The sequence below is a fragment of the Streptococcus infantis genome, from assembly GCF_015546995.1.
Lineage (GTDB): Bacteria > Bacillota > Bacilli > Lactobacillales > Streptococcaceae > Streptococcus > Streptococcus infantis_J.
The window spans coordinates 13,003-29,629 of the sequence record NZ_JADMUH010000016.1 but is presented as its reverse complement, the minus strand read 5'-3'; the positions used below and the strand labels follow the sequence as shown (position 1 = coordinate 29,629).

General features: G+C 38.6%; 18 protein-coding genes. 2 read left to right on the top strand and 16 right to left on the bottom strand.

The genetic code is table 11. The annotated features are described in order from the left end of the window. Positions 1-68 precede the first annotated feature (68 nt). The 6 genes from I1J71_RS06430 to I1J71_RS06405 form a co-directional block, all read right to left on the bottom strand. A complete protein-coding gene (locus I1J71_RS06430) occupies positions 69-1,229 on the bottom strand; it encodes an ABC transporter substrate-binding protein (RefSeq protein ID WP_195184153.1) in 1,161 nt (386 codons plus the stop codon). 87 nt (positions 1,230-1,316) lie between these two features. Further along, positions 1,317-1,586, bottom strand: a complete 270-nt coding sequence (locus I1J71_RS06425) for a YlbG family protein (RefSeq protein WP_004252368.1) — start codon at positions 1,584-1,586, stop codon at positions 1,317-1,319. A gap of 75 nt (positions 1,587-1,661) precedes the next feature. Further along, positions 1,662-2,252, bottom strand: coding sequence for an ATP-dependent Clp protease proteolytic subunit ClpP (clpP, locus tag I1J71_RS06420; RefSeq protein ID WP_006148124.1), 591 nt, complete (start codon positions 2,250-2,252; stop codon positions 1,662-1,664). Positions 2,253-2,412: 160 nt separating this feature from the next. After that, positions 2,413-3,042 carry a uracil phosphoribosyltransferase gene (gene upp, locus I1J71_RS06415; RefSeq protein ID WP_004252365.1) on the bottom strand — a complete coding sequence of 210 codons (630 nt, stop codon included), beginning with the start codon at positions 3,040-3,042 and terminating at the stop codon, positions 2,413-2,415. Positions 3,043-3,131: 89 nt separating this feature from the next. Continuing rightward, the gene (locus I1J71_RS06410; RefSeq protein ID WP_195184152.1) at positions 3,132-3,599 is read right to left on the bottom strand and encodes a deoxycytidylate deaminase; all 468 of its coding nucleotides are present in this window, start codon (positions 3,597-3,599) and stop codon (positions 3,132-3,134) included. An 18-nt stretch (positions 3,600-3,617) separates the two neighbouring features. Further along, positions 3,618-4,175 carry a TetR/AcrR family transcriptional regulator gene (locus I1J71_RS06405; protein WP_016466600.1) on the bottom strand — a complete coding sequence of 186 codons (558 nt, stop codon included), beginning with the start codon at positions 4,173-4,175 and terminating at the stop codon, positions 3,618-3,620. Positions 4,176-4,299: 124 nt separating this feature from the next. Here I1J71_RS06405 and I1J71_RS06400 point away from each other — a divergent pair, with 124 nt between their 5' ends. Both I1J71_RS06400 and I1J71_RS06395 read left to right on the top strand, forming a co-directional pair. Then, positions 4,300-5,145 carry a DegV family protein gene (locus tag I1J71_RS06400; RefSeq protein ID WP_195184151.1) on the top strand — a complete coding sequence of 282 codons (846 nt, stop codon included), beginning with the start codon at positions 4,300-4,302 and terminating at the stop codon, positions 5,143-5,145. Between the two features lie 56 nt (positions 5,146-5,201). Next, positions 5,202-6,377, top strand: coding sequence for an NAD(P)/FAD-dependent oxidoreductase (locus tag I1J71_RS06395; RefSeq protein WP_195184150.1), 1,176 nt, complete (start codon positions 5,202-5,204; stop codon positions 6,375-6,377). 41 nt (positions 6,378-6,418) lie between these two features. Here I1J71_RS06395 and I1J71_RS06390 read toward each other — a convergent pair whose 3' ends face one another. The 10 genes from I1J71_RS06390 to I1J71_RS06345 form a co-directional block, all read right to left on the bottom strand. After that, complete coding sequence (locus I1J71_RS06390) at positions 6,419-7,159, bottom strand: MerR family transcriptional regulator (RefSeq protein ID WP_195184149.1); 741 nt, start codon at positions 7,157-7,159, stop codon at positions 6,419-6,421. A 195-nt stretch (positions 7,160-7,354) separates the two neighbouring features. Next, entirely contained in the window at positions 7,355-8,299 is a 945-nt protein-coding gene (manA, locus tag I1J71_RS06385; RefSeq protein ID WP_195184148.1) for a mannose-6-phosphate isomerase, class I, read from the bottom strand. Positions 8,300-8,438: 139 nt separating this feature from the next. Then, positions 8,439-9,017, bottom strand: coding sequence for a DUF3592 domain-containing protein (locus I1J71_RS06380; RefSeq protein WP_195184147.1), 579 nt, complete (start codon positions 9,015-9,017; stop codon positions 8,439-8,441). A gap of 148 nt (positions 9,018-9,165) precedes the next feature. Then, the gene (locus tag I1J71_RS06375; protein WP_195184146.1) at positions 9,166-9,513 is read right to left on the bottom strand and encodes a VOC family protein; all 348 of its coding nucleotides are present in this window, start codon (positions 9,511-9,513) and stop codon (positions 9,166-9,168) included. Positions 9,514-9,622: 109 nt separating this feature from the next. After that, positions 9,623-11,398 carry a pyruvate oxidase gene (spxB, locus tag I1J71_RS06370; RefSeq protein WP_195184145.1) on the bottom strand — a complete coding sequence of 592 codons (1,776 nt, stop codon included), beginning with the start codon at positions 11,396-11,398 and terminating at the stop codon, positions 9,623-9,625. Positions 11,399-11,730: 332 nt separating this feature from the next. Continuing rightward, entirely contained in the window at positions 11,731-13,953 is a 2,223-nt protein-coding gene (locus I1J71_RS06365) for a heavy metal translocating P-type ATPase (protein ID WP_195184144.1), read from the bottom strand. 9 nt (positions 13,954-13,962) lie between these two features. Then, positions 13,963-14,334, bottom strand: a complete 372-nt coding sequence (locus I1J71_RS06360; RefSeq protein ID WP_195184143.1) for a cupredoxin domain-containing protein — start codon at positions 14,332-14,334, stop codon at positions 13,963-13,965. Positions 14,335-14,344: 10 nt separating this feature from the next. Further along, on the bottom strand, positions 14,345-14,740 hold the full coding sequence (locus I1J71_RS06355; RefSeq protein ID WP_006155565.1) for a CopY/TcrY family copper transport repressor: 396 nt from the start codon (positions 14,738-14,740) through the stop codon (positions 14,345-14,347). Positions 14,741-15,156: 416 nt separating this feature from the next. After that, positions 15,157-15,588, bottom strand: coding sequence for a hypothetical protein (locus I1J71_RS06350; protein WP_195184142.1), 432 nt, complete (start codon positions 15,586-15,588; stop codon positions 15,157-15,159). 27 nt (positions 15,589-15,615) lie between these two features. Beyond that, positions 15,616-16,521 (bottom strand): hypothetical protein, encoded by a 906-nt coding sequence (locus tag I1J71_RS06345; protein WP_006155569.1) that lies wholly within the window; start codon positions 16,519-16,521, stop codon positions 15,616-15,618. Positions 16,522-16,627 lie beyond the last annotated feature (106 nt).

Genomic DNA, 16,627 nt, shown 5'->3' with positions numbered 1-16,627 from the left:
AATCCCTTTATAAATACCGAAACAGGGAGTGAGTAAAAGCTCATTCCCCATTTACGATATCTATAAAATTATGGTTTTACGACTTCTGCCGCATCTACTTTACCATTATTCATGGTCATCATGAAGGCTGTTTTCACAGTGTTATGATCTGCATCAAAGCTTGTTTGACCTGTAACACCTTCGAAGTTTTGTGTTTTAGCAAGATTGTTCTTGATATCAACTGAAGTTTTTGCACCTTTTGCTGCATTAGCTACAAGGTAAACTGAGTCATAAGCAAGAGCTGCAAATGTTGAAGGATCTTCGTTATATTTTGCACGATAAGCTTCAAGGAAGGCTTTTGCTTTATCTGAAACATCAACAGTAGTTGAGAATCCTGAGATGAAGTAGATATTTGATGCGCGTTCAGCAGTTGCTTGTTGAACAAATTCTGCACCGTTAAATCCGTCACCACCGATGATTGGCTTATCAATTCCCATACCACGAGCTTGGTTTACAATCTTACCAGCTTCTGTGTAGTAACCTGGCAATACGATTGCATCAAAGTCTTTATCTTTGATTTTTGTCAAAGCTGCTTGGAAGTCTGTATCACCTGATACAAATGTTTCATCTGCTACGATTTCACCTGTGAATGAATCACGGAAAGATTTTGCAATACCTTTAGCGTAGTCACTTGAGTTATCTGTATACAAGACCACTTTCTTAGCGTTCAATTTGTTTGAAACGTAGTTTGAGATGATTTTTCCTTGGAAACTATCTTGGAATGTTCCGATGAAGAGGAAATCTTGACCTTTTGTCAAACCATCTTGAGTAGCACTTGGAGAAATCAATGGGACTCCAGCTTGTGTAGCATTTGCTACTGCCGCTGCAGTTGCACCTGAAGTCGCAGGTCCTACGATAGCTGCTACCTTAGATTGAGTCACAAGGTTTGTTGAAACAGAAGCAGCTTCAGCAGTTTCAGATTTGTTATCTTTGTCGACTACTTCGATTTGTTTTCCATCGATACCACCTGCTGCGTTGATTTCATCAACTGCAAGTTGAGCACCCTTTTGCTCAGAAGTACCGTAAGATGCTACAGCACCAGTTTCTTCGAAGTTGAAACCAATTTTTACAACTTTTTCATCGATTGGGTTACCAGTTGTGTTTGAAGCTCCTGACTTCACTTCCCCACAAGCTGCTAAAAGAGCTGTACTTGCAAGAGCTACAAGTGACAATGCAAATTTTTTCTTCATGTTTATCTCCTTTTAATGTTCAATTTAAATTACATGTTAAGAATATACCGAATTATCAGAAAATTGTCAACAAGTTTCTCTCACTTTTTAAATGATAACGTTTTCGCTAGTTTTATATAGGTTCCCAACGAAAGGAGTTTCCAATTCTTGGATATGACAAACTCTCACTTTCTTGATAAATTTCTCTTTTCCTAAACGATTTACCAGCTCTTCTACTTCCTCTGTTGGGACATAAAGTTGTAGGTAACGATGTTTTTTTGAGTGGTAACAAATATCACCATAATTTGCGAGTTTTTTAGCATCGCGATTATAGTATAAATAGATAATCAGACCAGACCGATTCTCTTTTTGAAACATAATTCAACTTCCTTCTAACAATCTTCCTTCTATTATATCAAAAAAAACAAGCTCAGTCGAGCTTGCTTTAGTAGTTTAATTCAAAGAATTATTAGCCATAATTTCGTCAATAAAACCGTAGTCAAGAGTTTCTTGAGCGCTCATCCAGTAATCACGTTCAGCATCTTTATGAATTTGCTCAACAGATTTGCCAGAATTATCTGCTAGGATTTGCTCCAAAGTCTTACGAGTTTTAAGCAAGTGTTCAGCAGCGATGGCCATATCAGTCTGCTGAGTACCACCACCTGTACCACCCATTGGTTGGTGAATCATGTATTCTGCATTTGGAAGCATGAAACGTTTGCCCTTTGCTCCACTTGAAGCAATAATTGTACCCATTGAGGCTGCCATCCCCATAACGATAGTTTGGACATCTGCCTTGATAAAGTTCATAGTATCAACGATTGCCAAACCAGCTGATACAGAACCTCCAGGAGTGTTTACATAAAGGTAAATATCTTTTGTACTATCTTGGGCATCCAAGAAAAGCAATTGGGCGATAACTGAGTTTGCCATATTGTCTTCGACTGGTCCAGTCAACATGATAATGCGGTCCTTAAGAAGACGTGAGTAAATGTCATACGAGCGTTCTCCACGACTTGTTTGTTCAATAACTACAGGAATCATTCATTTCTCCTTTTGATTTCTAATTTCTTTGTTAATAGGATTATTATATATCTTTGGTCAAAAAAGGTCAAATTTTTGCTCTATTCTTATAGACAGACACAAAAATTCAACCTCCTTTTAAAACTAAAACCAAAAGCAGTTTTAGTCTATCCTTAGAATCTTATTTTGTTCCGAACAAGCGGTCTCCAGCGTCTCCAAGACCTGGAACGATGTAACCATGTTCGTTCAAGCGTTCATCCAAAGCTGCTGTAAAGATTTCTACATCAGGGTGTGCTGCTTGAAGTGCCTTCACACCTTCTGGAGCTGATACAAGGCAGACAAACTTGATGTTTGAAGCACCACGTTTTTTGAGGGAGTCAACAGCCAAAATCGCTGATCCACCTGTTGCAAGCATAGGATCAACTACAAAAATTTGACGTTGGTCAATATCTTCAGGTAATTTTACCAAGTATTCTACTGGTTGAAGGGTTTCTTCGTCACGGTACATACCAATGTGACCAACTTTTGCTGCTGGAACCAAACTCAATAGTCCATCAACCATACCAATACCTGCACGCAAGATTGGGACAATCGCCAATTTTTTACCAGCCAACTGTTTTTGAACTGTTTTTGTGATCGGTGTTTCGATTTCTACATCTTCAAGTGGAAGATCACGAAGCACTTCATATCCCATCAACATTGCAATCTCGTCTACTAGTTCACGAAAAGCTTTTGTAGAAGTGTCAGTGCGACGCAAGATTGATAATTTGTGTTGAATCAGTGGATGATTAATAACTTCAAGTTTTCCCATTTTCTGAATTCCTTCTTTCAATTTATTCTACTTATTATACCAAAAAATGGTTTAAAAATCTTTCTAAACCATTTATTTTTTTTATAACTCTAGATCAAATCTGCTGCTTGAAGAGCTGCTTGAACTGTCTCAAGTGGCAAATGTGTTAATTCTGTCCCTTTTTCTTTATAAAGGTATTGGGCATAATCGTCCATGCGATATTGATTAATATAAACCACACGCTCACATCCTACCTGAAGCAGTTGTTTTGTACAGTTGAGGCATGGAAAATGAGTGACATAGGCTGTGAAACCTTTTGGAACGCCACGCTCTGACCCTTGTAAGATAGCATTCACTTCTGCATGAAGAGTGCGGACACAGTGGCCTTCAATCACTAGACAGTCATGATCTATACAATGCTCTGTTCCTGATACAGAACCATTATACCCTGTTGAAATAACCTTGTTATCCTTGACTAAAACAGCTCCTACCTTGGCACGTTTACAGGTTGAGCGATTGGCAATCAATAGAGCTTGAGCAGCAAAATACTCATCCCAAGCTAGTCTTTTTTCTGTCATAGCATTTCTCCTCATGTTTTATTTTTTGAAAAATGGCAGGCGTAGATCTGCGATTTTTTCAGCAGGAACCTTCATCCCATCCTTGATCCATTTAAGCAAGACCGATACGATGGCCGAACTCCAAAATGAATGCAGGTAAGAACTGACACCCTTTGATTTCCCATAGTATTTTTCTAGAAATTCTTGCATGGCTTGCACAAAGATTTTTTCTAAGTGATAGTCTAGGGCAAGCTGAATAACTTTGGCTTCTTTCTTGGCTTCTCTAAAGAGATGAACCCATACGAGATAAAGGTCTGTTTTAACATCGTAATGGCCTAATTGCTCCATGATGTTATGGACGCTACGTTTAAAGACACTTTCTAAAATCTCTTCTTTTGAATCATAGTTTCGATAAAAAGCTGCACGAGAAACGCCAGCACGCTTGACTAACTCAGAAATGCTAATCTTAGCCAACTCCTTTTTCTCCAAGAGTTGCAAAAGAGCTGTTTCAATCGCTTCTCTGGTTAGCAAATTAGATTCTTGATTTGATTTTCTAAGGTTTTCAAGCGATTTTTCAGATATTTTACGTTCAGACATAACAATTTCTTTCTACTTGTGACAACAGAGAGGTACTACTTTTGTTTCAAGGGCTTTCATGATATAATTGTAAAAAAAGACAGAACCTTTGTCAATGTATAAGTGATAAAGATGGAGAATTTCTATGACTTGGAAGATTGTAGCTGACTCTGGTTGTGATTATCGCCAACTGGCAAACCCCGCTTTTGATACTGAATTTGTCAGTGTTCCCTTAAAGATTCAGGTAGCAGATCAAGTCTTTGTCGATGATGCCAATCTGGATATCGATAAGATGATGGAAACTATGTATGCGACTTCTGAAGCTTCAAAATCAGCCTGCCCTAGTCCTGATGATTACTTACGAGCATTCGAAGGCGCCAAACATATTTTTGTAGTGACTATCACTGGAACTCTCTCTGGTAGCCACAATAGTGCTCAATTAGCTAAGAATATCTATCTCGAAGAACACCCTGATACTCAGATTCATGTCATCGATAGCTTATCAGCTGGTGGGGAAGTTGACCTAATCGTCGAAAAAATCAATGATTTGATCAACCAAGGACTTTCTTTTGAAGAAGTCGTTGAAGTGATTACTACTTACCAAGAAAAAACGAAGTTGTTGTTCGTTCTTGCTAAAGTGGATAACCTGGTTAAAAACGGTCGATTGAGTAAGCTTATCGGTACAGTTGTCGGGCTCCTCAATATTCGTATGGTTGGAGAAGCAAGCGAAACCGGAACCTTAGAACTCCTCCAAAAAGCTCGTGGTGCTAAAAAATCTCTTCAAGCAGCCTATGAAGAGTTAATCAAAGCTGGCTACACTGGTGGGCGTATCGTCATGGCTCACCGTAGCAATGAAAAATTCTGCCAACAGCTCTCAGAGCTCTTGCGAGAAAAATACCCACAAGCTGACATTAGAATCATCCCAACTTCTGGACTCTGCAGTTTCTATGCGGAAGAAGGCGGGCTCCTCATGGGATACGAAATCAACTAATAAATCTGACAAGAGATGTCTAATCATCTCTTGTTTTTTTATGGTACAATAGAGCTATGAAACATTTTGATACTATTGTCATCGGTGGTGGACCTGCTGGCATGATGGCTACGATTTCCAGTAGTTTTTATGGTCAGAAAACTCTACTCATCGAAAAAAATCGAAAACTTGGGAAAAAATTAGCTGGAACTGGCGGTGGTCGCTGTAACGTGACTAACAACGGAACTCTAGACGATCTACTCGCTGGCATCCCTGGAAATGGGCGATTTCTTTACAGTGTCTTCTCCCAGTTTGATAACCATGATATCATCAACTTTTTCACGGAAAATGGAGTCAAACTCAAGGTAGAAGACCACGGACGTGTCTTCCCAGCCAGCGATAAATCGCGAACCATAATCGAGACTCTGGAGAAGAAAATTACGGAACTAGGCGGGCAAATTGCCACTCAAACAGAGATTGTTTCGGTTAAAAAGATAGACAACCAGTTTGTCCTTAAGTCCGCAGACCAAACCTTCACTTGTGATAAACTCATCGTCACAACAGGTGGTAAGTCTTATCCTTCGACTGGTTCGACTGGTTTTGGCCACGAGATTGCCCGTCATTTCAAACATACCATTACCGAACTTGAGGCTGCTGAAAGTCCCTTATTGACAGATTTTCCTCATAAGGCCTTGCAGGGAATTTCGTTAGACGATGTGACTCTCAGCTATGGCAAGCACGTCATTACTCATGATCTGCTCTTTACCCACTTTGGTTTATCTGGTCCTGCTGCTTTGCGTATGTCTAGCTTTGTCAAGGGTGGCGAAATCCTCTCTTTAGATGTCTTGCCACAACTTTCTGAAGGCGACTTAATAAATTTTCTAGAAGAAAACCGTGAAAAATCCTTAAAAAATGCCTTGAAATCTTTGTTGCCAGAACGCTTGGCAGAATTCTTGGTGCAAGGCTACCCTGAAAAAGTTAAACAGCTAACTGAGAAAGAACGGTACCAACTTGTCCAGTCTATCAAAGCTCTTAAAATTCCAGTAACTAGCAAAATGTCCCTTGCTAAATCCTTTGTCACTAAAGGTGGCGTTAGTCTCAAGGAAATCAATCCTAAAACACTGGAAAGTAAATTGGTTCCTGGACTTCACTTTGCTGGCGAGGTACTAGATATTAATGCCCACACAGGTGGCTTTAACATCACTTCTGCCCTCTGCACCGGCTGGGTTGCAGGAAGTCTACATTATGATTAAACTTTAAAGTAAGAAATCGGCAGAGATTACTCCGCCGATTTTTATTTTGTCTGAGTTCTAACATAGTGGGCAATAACATCTGAAGTGTATTGAGCTGTTCCCTTTCCAAACTTATCAATGTTTTCCTTGAACTCTGGATTATAGACATAGCCTTGGCCGATATAACCGAAGACCTCGATAGAGCAGTCAAATCCATAAGTACGAATAGCTTGTAAGAGCTTGGCTGCTTGCTCTTGGTTTTCAATTGCTGTTGCAGGTAGACCAGCTTTGAGATTTTGAGCCAAGGCTTGAAAGACTTGATTAAAGGCTGATGTAACCTCATCCTCTCGTCCTTTTTGACGCTCGAGAGCCTGGTCCATGACTTCTTGGCCATATTTCTCTACTGCCTCTTGGTGGTATTTTTGATTGTCTTGATAGCTAAATCCAGTGAATTTTTCCTCAATAGTCATTTTTCTTTCTCCTTTTTGTTCTTGTATGGTTTTTTGCAAGGTAGATATCAAGGTATCCAGATGTTGCCTTTCTCGAGTTAGATAGTCCAGTTGCCTGATCAGATGGGGCAATAATTCTGAAGTTTCTTGTTCTAACAGCTCTGCTATTTTTTCTAAAGAAAAACCTAGATATTTGTAATAAAGAATGACCTGAAGTCGTTCCAAATCATCCTGACTATAGGTTCGATAGCCGTTTTCCGACTTTAAAGGAACCAAGAGTCCTATCTTATCGTAATGATGCAGGGTCTTGACAGAGACGCCTGAAAGCTGCGCAGCTTCTTTAATATGGTACATGATTTTCTCCTCACATTGATAGTATACACCCTTCCCTTAGGTCAGAGTCAAGATTTTTTTATAAAAGTTTAACTATTTTTAAATTTGGGGAAGATAATCGGTCTAAGCCATTGTCAAACTTTGACCTATTGTCCTCAGATTCGGAGAATTCCAAGTTAAAAAAGGACTTAAGAATATCTCTCAAGTCTTTTCTTTTTATGGATGGCTGACAATCAATTCTAGACCTTGCCCTTCCAAGGTCCAAGCTTCAACATCACTTGGTAAGATAAAGTGACTGCCTTTTTGAATTGGATAATCTTTTCCGTCAACAGTCAGTTTCCCTTGACCAGCCAAGATGCTAAATAAGCTGTAGTCAGCTGTTTTTTCAAAGTCAACTTTTCCTGTGATTTCCCACTTGTAAACTGCAAAAAAATCATTAGATACAAGAAGAGTTGAACGCAAATCATCTGCTTTAACTGTTACAGGTCTGCTATTAGCGGGTTCTCCGATATTCAAAACATCGATAGATTTTTCAAGGTGAAGCTCACGCAAGTTGCCATTATCATCCTTGCGGTCAAAGTCATAGACACGATAAGTTGTATCACTAGACTGTTGTGTTTCAAGGATCAAGATACCTGCTCCGATAGCATGCATAGTTCCACTTGGTACATAAAAGAAATCTCCAGCTTTTACAGGAACTTTTGTTAACAAGGAATCCCAGTTTTTATCTTCGATTTGCTGGCGGAGTTCTTCTTTTGACTTGGCATTGTGACCATAGATAATCTCTGAACCCTCATCTGCAGCGATGATATACCAGCACTCTGTCTTTCCAAGTTCGCCTTCATGCTCTAATCCATAAGCATCATCTGGGTGAACTTGAACACTGAGCCAGTCATTGGCATCGAGGATTTTAGTCAAGAGTGGAAATACTGGTTCCGGACGGTTACCAAATAACTCACGGTGTTCCGCATACAAGGTAGCTAGATCGATTCCCTCAAAGCGACCATTGGCTACCTTAGACACACCATTTGGGTGAGCTGAGATTGCCCAATATTCTCCGATTTTTTCGCTTGGAATGTCGTATCCAAACTCATCACGTAGTTTAGTCCCACCCCAGATTTTTTCTTGCATTACAGAATTTAAAAATAACGGTTCTGACATCTTGATCTCCTGTCTGATTTTTCTCCCTTCATTATAGCAAAAAAAGAGTTCTGATTGAACTCTTTTTCATATATTATAAAGTAGGGAGAAGATTTTATAAAATTAGTAACGATATGGACTTCTTATTCTATCGAGAAACTCAATTAACAAGATTTGGAAGAATAAACACCGTAAAGAAAGCCATGGCAATCATCATAAATACAAACAGGTAGACAGAATATTTGAACAACCATGTAAAACGACCTGGTTTTAAAGGTCTTTCTACGTAGGAATATTTTGGTTTTTTAGGGTCATAATAAACAGCAACCTTACTACCTACTGGGAAATACTCTTCTAAAGGTGATTTGGTTAAAGAGATGAAACTGTTCCTATAAATTTTATATCTTAAAACCTGAGGAATTTCCCCATCTTCAAAATTGTCCATTTTGACATCAGATACGATTGAACCTAAGGGAGTACTGATTGTATTTGAAATAGCAGATCGAAATTTTGGCCCGACGACCTTATATCGGTTCCCATCAAAAGTGTACTCAACCACTGGAAGGCTAATTCCGTTATAAAGAGCATAGGAATATCGGATAATAACTCCTTCCGTTTTTTCGGTGCATCTCTTGGCATTTCTATAATTACTTAATATAAAATAGTCAAACATAAAATAGGTAAAGACAGCAAAGCCTAAATCCATTAAACCAAATAATAAAAAGAAACTTGTTGGCATCTTTTTCTCCTTCAAACATGATGATGACTCTATTTTAACAGAAAAGATGGGGGAAAAAAAGACCGGATTGCTCCGATCTTTTAATAGTTTATGTTCTCAATTTCTGTTTTAAAAATAGCTAAGGTTAACTTCAAATGACTAAGCGCCCTTATTTCATTCTATAAAAATCAATGACTAGACCAGTAGGGCCTTTAACTAATAAGGACTCTGTTCCCCAATCCGTTTCACAAGGACCATGTAAAATCTCGACACCAATCTCTTTTAACCGCTTTTGGTTCTGGTCGACATCCTCAACCTCAATGTGTAGAATGATTCCTGACTGAAAATTGTTCAAAGGAATCAAATGATTTTGGGATAACATGAGACAGTGACTGCCAATCGTGAACTGAGCAAAACTGTTATCTACATAGTCCGCCTTTTTATCCAAGATACTCTCTAATTCAGCACAGACTTGGGGAACATCTGACACGATAATATCTAATTGATTTAAATTCATTTACTGTCCTCCACAAAAAGACCGGATTGCTCCGATCTTTTAAGTTTCTCTCTAAGAAAATCAATGCATAAAATCTACAATGTTTACTTTTGATTTTCGACGAGAGGAATTATTTAATTGCGCGTGATTGCAATCCTTCTTCTTCTAAGAAGAGGCGGAATGGTACAAGCTCTTCAGCTTCGTATTTTTCCTTGAAGGCTTTGATTGCTTCTTCTGAGTGTTGTTTTGGATCCAACTCAAGTACTTCTACTGGAAGTGGACGGTGTGGTGTGATGTGAGCATCAATAACAACAGTTTTACCTTCTTTGTTCAATTTAACAGCTTCTGCAACAACTGCATCGATATCTTCGATACGGTTTACAGTGAACCCTACAGCACCTTGCGCTTCAGCGATTTTCGCATAGTCAGCATTAGGGAAGTCACAACCAAACAAGTGTTTGTTTGTGTCTTCGTATTTGTCCTTGATGAAGGCATATTTACCATTTGAGAAGACAACGTTGATAACTGGAAGGTCGTATTGAACGTTTGTGATAACGTCTGGGTAGCACATGTTGAATGCACCGTCACCCATGATGTTCCATACTTGGCGATCTGGATTGTCTTTCTTAGCAGCGATACCACCAGGAAGGGCAATACCCATTGTCGCAAAGAGTGGAGATGTACGCCACATGTTCTTAGGTGTCATGTGAAGGTGACGAGTAGATGTTTGAGTAGTGTCACCTACGTCGATTGAGTAGATAGCATCTTGATCAGCATGTTTGTTGATTGCATTGTAAACTTGATACAATTGCAATTCACCCTCAGTTTTACCTTCGAGTTTGTTCATGTAATCACGCCAGTTTTGGTTGTTCTTCACGTTTGCACGCCACCATGGAGTAGATTCAACTGGGTTCACTTTGTCGAGGATAGCTTTAGCTGCTTGACCTGCATCACCAAGGATTGAAGCGTCAAGGGCGTGACGTTTACCAAGTTTGTAAGGGTCAATATCCACTTGGATGAATTTTTCAGTGTTCTTGAATGCTTGGTAAACTTCAGCAAATGGGAAGTTTGAACCAAGGAAAAGAACTGTGTCTGCTTCAAAGACCACTTCGTTGGCTGGCTTCCAACCAACACGGTAAGCAGAACCTGTCAAACCTTCGTAGTTCCATTCGAAAGCTTCGAAGTTTTTACCAGTTGTGATGATTGGTGCTTTGATTTTACGTGACAATTCAGTGATTACTTCACCAGCTTTCACACCACCGTAACCAGCGTAGATAACTGGACGTTCAGCGTTGTTCAAAATTTCAACAGCTTTGTCGATTTCAACTTCGTTCAAAGCAGGAGCGATGAATGAACGGTCGTATGAACCTGAACCGTAGTATGAGTTTTCGTCGATTTCTTGAAAACCAAAGTTTACTGGAATTTCAACGACAGCTGGACCTTTTTTAGAAACGGCAGCACGGCAAGCTTCGTCAATGACTTTTGGTAATTGTTCTGCGTAAGCTACACGTTTGTTGTAAACAGCGATACCGTTGTACATTGGGTTTTGGTTCAATTCTTGGAAGGCATCCATGTTCAATTCGTTAACTGGACGTGATCCAAGAATAGCAAGGAATGGAGTGTTATCCATAGCTGCATCGTAAACACCGTTGATCAAGTGAGTTGCACCTGGTCCACCTGAACCAACTGCAACACCGAGAGATCCGCCAAATTTAGCTTGCATAACCGCTGCAAGAGCACCTGTTTCTTCGTGACGAACTTGCAAGAAACGGATATCTTTGTCTTCAGCCAAAGCGTCCATCAATGAGCTGAGTGTTCCTGATGGGATACCGTAGATAGTATCTACGCCCCATGTTTTCAATACGTTGAGCATTGCTGCAGATGCAGTAATTTTCCCTTGAGTCATAATGATAACTCTCCTTCAAAATAATTTCATATATTTACAAAAAACGCTTTTATATGTTATTTGAAAACGATTCAGTAAATTTACAATCCTAATTTATCACATTTGATTTTAGATTTCTAAGTATATGCTCAGAAACTTTCATTCTCTATTACAGTACAGTTTGGAAGCTTTTTGAAAATCTGTTTTAGAATAGAAAAAAGCGGTTAAGACCGCCTTTTTATACTCAATGAAAATCAAAGAGCAAACTAGGAAGCTAGCCGCAGGTTGCTCAAAGCACAGCTTTGAGGTTGCAGGTGAAGCTGACGTGGTTTGAATTTGATTTTCGAAGAGTATTAATCGACTTTAGTAAAATTAAGCATAAGAGAGCTGATTAAAACAGATACTGAACTAAAGGCCATGGCCAATCCTGCAAGTTCTGGATTGAGCACTAAACCAAGTCCTGAAAAGACTCCTGCTGCAATCGGAATACCAATGAGGTTATAGATAGAAGCCCAGAAAAGATTGAGTAGAATACGATTAAAGGTCTTCTTACTCATATCAAAAGCACGTGCCAATCCTAGTAAATTGTTGGTTGTAAGGACAAGATCTGCTGATTCGATAGCAATATCTGTACCAGAGCCCATGGCAATTCCGACATCGGCTACACTGAGGGCCGGCGCATCATTGATACCATCTCCAACAAAGGCCAATTTGCCATTCTTTTGAAGCTTGTGAATTTCATGTGCCTTTTCCTCTGGCAAGACATTTGCGATCACTTCTTCGATTCCAATTTGCTCTGCAATCGCATGGGCTACTCCAGCATTATCTCCGGTAAGCATAACAGTTCTAAGGCCACGTTTTTTCAATTTGGCAATAGCTTCTTTGGCATTTTCCTTAGGGACATCCTGCAAGGCAATTAAGCCTTTTAACTGACCATCTACGGATAGGAAGACAACTGTTTTTGCTTCTTTCTCAAGCAAATCAAATCGTTCTTGATAATCATGTGGAATAGCTAGGTCAGCTAAAAGTTTGGCATTCCCCAGCAAGACTTGTTTACCATTAATAATCCCAGTCACACCTTTTCCATGCAAGGCTTGGAAGTTTTCCACTGGGTAAAGGCTAATTCCTAGTTCAGATGCACGATTAACAATAGCTTGAGCTAGCGGGTGTTGAGATACATCTTCCAGTGAAGCAGCCAAACTTAGCACTTCTCCTTCATCTCCGACAACATCTGTTACCACTGGCTTCCCTTCGGTCAAGGTTCCTGTCTTATCAAAAACAACTGTTTGGACTTTTTGGATTTCCTGTAAAACTGTACCATTTTTGAGAAGAATCCCCATCTTGGCACTTCGTCCTGTTCCAACCATGAGTGCTGTCGGTGTCGCGAGTCCTAGTGCACAAGGGCAGGCAATAATCAAAACAGCAACTCCGTAGAGAAGTGAAGTCACAAAGCTTTCTCCTAGGAAAACAAACCAGATCCAAAAAGTAAGAAGTCCTAAAATGACAACTGCTGGTACAAAAATCCCAGAAATCTTGTCTGTCAAATCTTGAATAGGAGCACGACTCGTTTGCGCTTTTTTCACAAAGTCCACAATCTGAGCCAACATAGTCTCAGAGCCCACTTTTTCGGCTCTAAAAATGATCGTACCACTATTATTGATGGTTGAACCAATGACAGCATCTCCAACTGATTTATCGACTGGAATACTTTCCCCAGTCACCATTGATTCATCAATACTCGTTTCACCTTCTAAGACAGTCCCATCAACGGCAATTTTTTCACCTGGTCGAACGCGAATGAGATCCCCAACTTTGACTTGTTCTAGAGGTATTTGAACATAAACATCATCACGCAAAACCTCTGCTGTTTTTGCTTGTAGGTCTAATAATTTTTCGACTGCCTGCGAAGTATTTTTTCGCATTTTTTCCTCAAAAACTGCTCCCAAAAGAATGAAGAAGAGGATAAATGCAGCACTTTCAAAGTAAACGGGCAGACCAGTGAAGAGGGCAACTAAGCTATAGAAATAGGCCACTAGGGTTCCCAGAGCAACCAAGGTATCCATGTTGGAATTGTGCTTTTTAAAACTAGCCCAGGCGCTTCTGATATATGGAACTCCAGCTACCAGCATAATGGGTGTTGTGGCTAAAAAGGTGCCCCAACGCATGACTTGGTGACTAATTCCTCCTGTAGACATCCCAATCATGAGAATCACAAGAGGCACAGTAAAGATACTAGTAATCCAAAAACGCTGAAAAAGACTGAGAGACTTTTTAGTTTTTTCAACAACGGTGTAGGTCCCCTTTTGCATCTTCATGCCACATGAAAATTCATGCTCGCCCAAGTCTTGAGGCGTAAAGCGAATGACTTTTTCCTCGTCTTGAGCGATTGGTTCTAGAATCCCTTCTTCTTCGAAGAGAATCTCCTTATAGCAGTTTGAAGGTGTCACACGATGAAAGGTAATCTCAGCAGGAATCCCTTTTTGTAGTTGAATATGGGCTGGATGGTAGCCTTTGTCTGCCGTGATACGGATTTTTTGAACACCATTTTCAAGGCTTGCTTTCACAATTTCTGTCATATTGTTCTCCTATTCTACAATCATCTTACCGTGCATCATATTCATGCCACAAGAGAAACCATACTCACCTGCTTCTTCAGGAGTGATTTCAACCACATATTGGTCTCCCATAGGCAGATCAGCATGCACTCCAAAGTCTGGAAAAACGATTTGATCCAAGCAAGGCGAAGGATCTTTTCGATCAAAAATAATGCGAGCAGGTTGCGATTTTTTGAGGATAATGGTTCCTGGAGTGTATCCTCCCATGACTTCCACTCGAATTTCTTGATAGTCATTTTTTTGCTGGGCTCTCTTAGCATCTTCTTGCGGTTTTTTGAAAAACCAAAAGAGGATAAAAGCAATCATTCCTAAAACAACAATAGATACAAATAGATTTAACATAGCGTCTCCTTTACATACAATTACATCTTACTTCTGTTACAGCACTTGCTTTTTTCTTAGAAATGACTTCTTCCAAACCTTCCAAGTCGGCTAGGGTAAAGTCACATTCTTCTATCAAATCAGCTAGCAAGAGCTTTATTCTTCGAGAACAAAGCTTGTCTTTGATATCCTGAACCATTAAGCCCCTACTATCATCTGGAGTTAAAAGGGACGAATAGACAAAGGACTTGCCCTGTTTTTCCCGAGTCAAACATTCTTTCTCCACCAAACGTGCCAAGAGTGTCTGGATCGTGGATTTGGACCAGCTAAACCTTTTCTCTAATACTTTTATGAGATCAGTACTAGTCTGCTCTCCCTGCATCCAGATAATCTTCATGACCTGCCATTCTGCATCCGAAATCTGCATCAGCACACCTCCAAAATCTACATTTGTCAATTACAATTATCAGTATACTCTCAAAATCTACATTTGTCAACTGAATTTCCTAAAAATTTTTTAAATTTCTCTTTCCAATAGATTTTGTCTATCATTGTGATAAAAAATACATATTATTCAAAGGAGATTTTTAAAGCTACAATTTTTTTCATTTCTAGATGAATAAATTTTAATATTTTTTGATACTATTTAACTTCCTACTACTAAGATAGTATAATCATTATTTGTATTCAATTATCATTAAAATAATACTCTTTTTAGAACAAATAAAATAAACTCAGATAGTCAATACCTATCTGAGTTTTAATTTTACAGTTATATGTAAATCCAGTCATAGAGATTATATGCATAGCCTTATTAGTTGTATGTTTTGTAATATTTCAATTTTATCCAATATATTTCTTCGAGAATTGGTAATTTCGAACCATACCAATAACACTCCCTATGCTAAGACCAAATAAAATAAAAATAAACAGTGCAAACCCATCACCGATTGCTTTACTATTAAATAGATGATTAAATAGTAAAAATAGAGGTGGAACGATAGGGAGTAATACACTACTTACAGCTGCACGTCTCATCTCCTTTGTCTCTCCTGTAATAAACCAAGTAAAAGGTAAAAATCTCATCCAATTTAGATATTCTTTTTGTTGAATTTTTTCTTCAAACAAATGAGTAAATAGGGCATAAAATGGTAATGCGATGTAATAAGTTACTTTAACCAAGAAGTACATTGCACCAATAAATACTGCAACTCCCCACCACATTCCTTCCATTGTTTCTTCGTAATCTTGTTGATATTTTGGTTTTCTAGACATAATAGTTCTCCTTTAGTTTTTCATCCATTATTTCATTAAGTTTGTAAATGTATTGATCGTTGTCAATTTATTATTGTAACTAACTTGTCTTTGTAACTCTTGAAACTGATGATTTAATTGCTCATTTCTTTTCAGTTCTTCATATAAATTTTGAGCTTGACCAAGATTTTGGGCTCTACCTTGATCTATCAAATTAATCATGTATATAAAAGCATTAAAATGAACATCTAAGCCAGCTTGTTGTCTTGCATTAACAAATGGAAGACTATTAAATTTTTCTATAAAGTAATTTCGAGCATCAATAATTTCATCCTTATGATTTATCAACTGTTCAGCTTTTGGCTTATCCTTCTTTACTCGTTGAAAAGCAAAATATATTGGGGACCAAAGAGCCAGCCATAATCCTATCCAGACAGAATATTCAAAAGGTCTGCTAAAAACACCTAAGCCAGATGAGCTAAATTCACCAAGTCTAGGCATATATAATATCAAAAATAAAGAGCCTAATAGCCTAATAACCCATCCAAATCCACTTAGCTTTAGATGAATCAAATCAACGTATTTACTATGTACACTATAGAGATAATCTGTCGTTTCTTTAATACGCTTTGACCAAATTGCAGCATCGATGAGCAATTCTCTACTTCGCTCAGGCTCTTCAAGAGTTGAAACATGTTCTTGAATTACCGTCAGGTATGGTTGTGGATTAGCAATTGGGTAGTATTTATAAGTTTTATCGTCTTTAGTAATGATTTCCATTGAATGGTATTCCCCATTATCAAATACCTCTGACCAACGTTTATTTGGTAGCCTACCCCTCGCATATGCATCCCAAATTGTCCAATCATTAAAACTAGCTGATTTAAAATCTTCAGGAACAAGACCTAAAAAATAATCTAACTCCTTCTCCTCTTGAGAAAAAATACTTTTCATATAAAATTCTCCTTCCACACATATTTTAACATATTGTGGTTATATACACAATATGAAGAAGAGTTATTTTTACTTATAATTAAGTTGAAGGAGTTGATAACGATTA

What these genes read in the sequence shown, in the direction of transcription:
- I1J71_RS06430 (WP_195184153.1), bottom strand. Translation starts at nt 1,229, where the DNA reads ATGAAGAAAAAATTTGCATTGTCACTTGTAGCTCTTGCAAGTACAGCT.
- I1J71_RS06425 (WP_004252368.1), bottom strand. Translation starts at nt 1,586, where the DNA reads ATGTTTCAAAAAGAGAATCGGTCTGGTCTGATTATCTATTTATACTAT.
- clpP (WP_006148124.1), bottom strand. Translation starts at nt 2,252, where the DNA reads ATGATTCCTGTAGTTATTGAACAAACAAGTCGTGGAGAACGCTCGTAT.
- upp (WP_004252365.1), bottom strand. Translation starts at nt 3,042, where the DNA reads ATGGGAAAACTTGAAGTTATTAATCATCCACTGATTCAACACAAATTA.
- I1J71_RS06410 (WP_195184152.1), bottom strand. Translation starts at nt 3,599, where the DNA reads ATGACAGAAAAAAGACTAGCTTGGGATGAGTATTTTGCTGCTCAAGCT.
- I1J71_RS06405 (WP_016466600.1), bottom strand. Translation starts at nt 4,175, where the DNA reads ATGTCTGAACGTAAAATATCTGAAAAATCGCTTGAAAACCTTAGAAAA.
- I1J71_RS06400 (WP_195184151.1), top strand. Translation starts at nt 4,300, where the DNA reads ATGACTTGGAAGATTGTAGCTGACTCTGGTTGTGATTATCGCCAACTG.
- I1J71_RS06395 (WP_195184150.1), top strand. Translation starts at nt 5,202, where the DNA reads ATGAAACATTTTGATACTATTGTCATCGGTGGTGGACCTGCTGGCATG.
- I1J71_RS06390 (WP_195184149.1), bottom strand. Translation starts at nt 7,159, where the DNA reads ATGTACCATATTAAAGAAGCTGCGCAGCTTTCAGGCGTCTCTGTCAAG.
- manA (WP_195184148.1), bottom strand. Translation starts at nt 8,299, where the DNA reads ATGTCAGAACCGTTATTTTTAAATTCTGTAATGCAAGAAAAAATCTGG.
- I1J71_RS06380 (WP_195184147.1), bottom strand. Translation starts at nt 9,017, where the DNA reads ATGCCAACAAGTTTCTTTTTATTATTTGGTTTAATGGATTTAGGCTTT.
- I1J71_RS06375 (WP_195184146.1), bottom strand. Translation starts at nt 9,513, where the DNA reads ATGAATTTAAATCAATTAGATATTATCGTGTCAGATGTTCCCCAAGTC.
- spxB (WP_195184145.1), bottom strand. Translation starts at nt 11,398, where the DNA reads ATGACTCAAGGGAAAATTACTGCATCTGCAGCAATGCTCAACGTATTG.
- I1J71_RS06365 (WP_195184144.1), bottom strand. Translation starts at nt 13,953, where the DNA reads ATGACAGAAATTGTGAAAGCAAGCCTTGAAAATGGTGTTCAAAAAATC.
- I1J71_RS06360 (WP_195184143.1), bottom strand. Translation starts at nt 14,334, where the DNA reads ATGTTAAATCTATTTGTATCTATTGTTGTTTTAGGAATGATTGCTTTT.
- I1J71_RS06355 (WP_006155565.1), bottom strand. Translation starts at nt 14,740, where the DNA reads ATGCAGATTTCGGATGCAGAATGGCAGGTCATGAAGATTATCTGGATG.
- I1J71_RS06350 (WP_195184142.1), bottom strand. Translation starts at nt 15,588, where the DNA reads ATGTCTAGAAAACCAAAATATCAACAAGATTACGAAGAAACAATGGAA.
- I1J71_RS06345 (WP_006155569.1), bottom strand. Translation starts at nt 16,521, where the DNA reads ATGAAAAGTATTTTTTCTCAAGAGGAGAAGGAGTTAGATTATTTTTTA.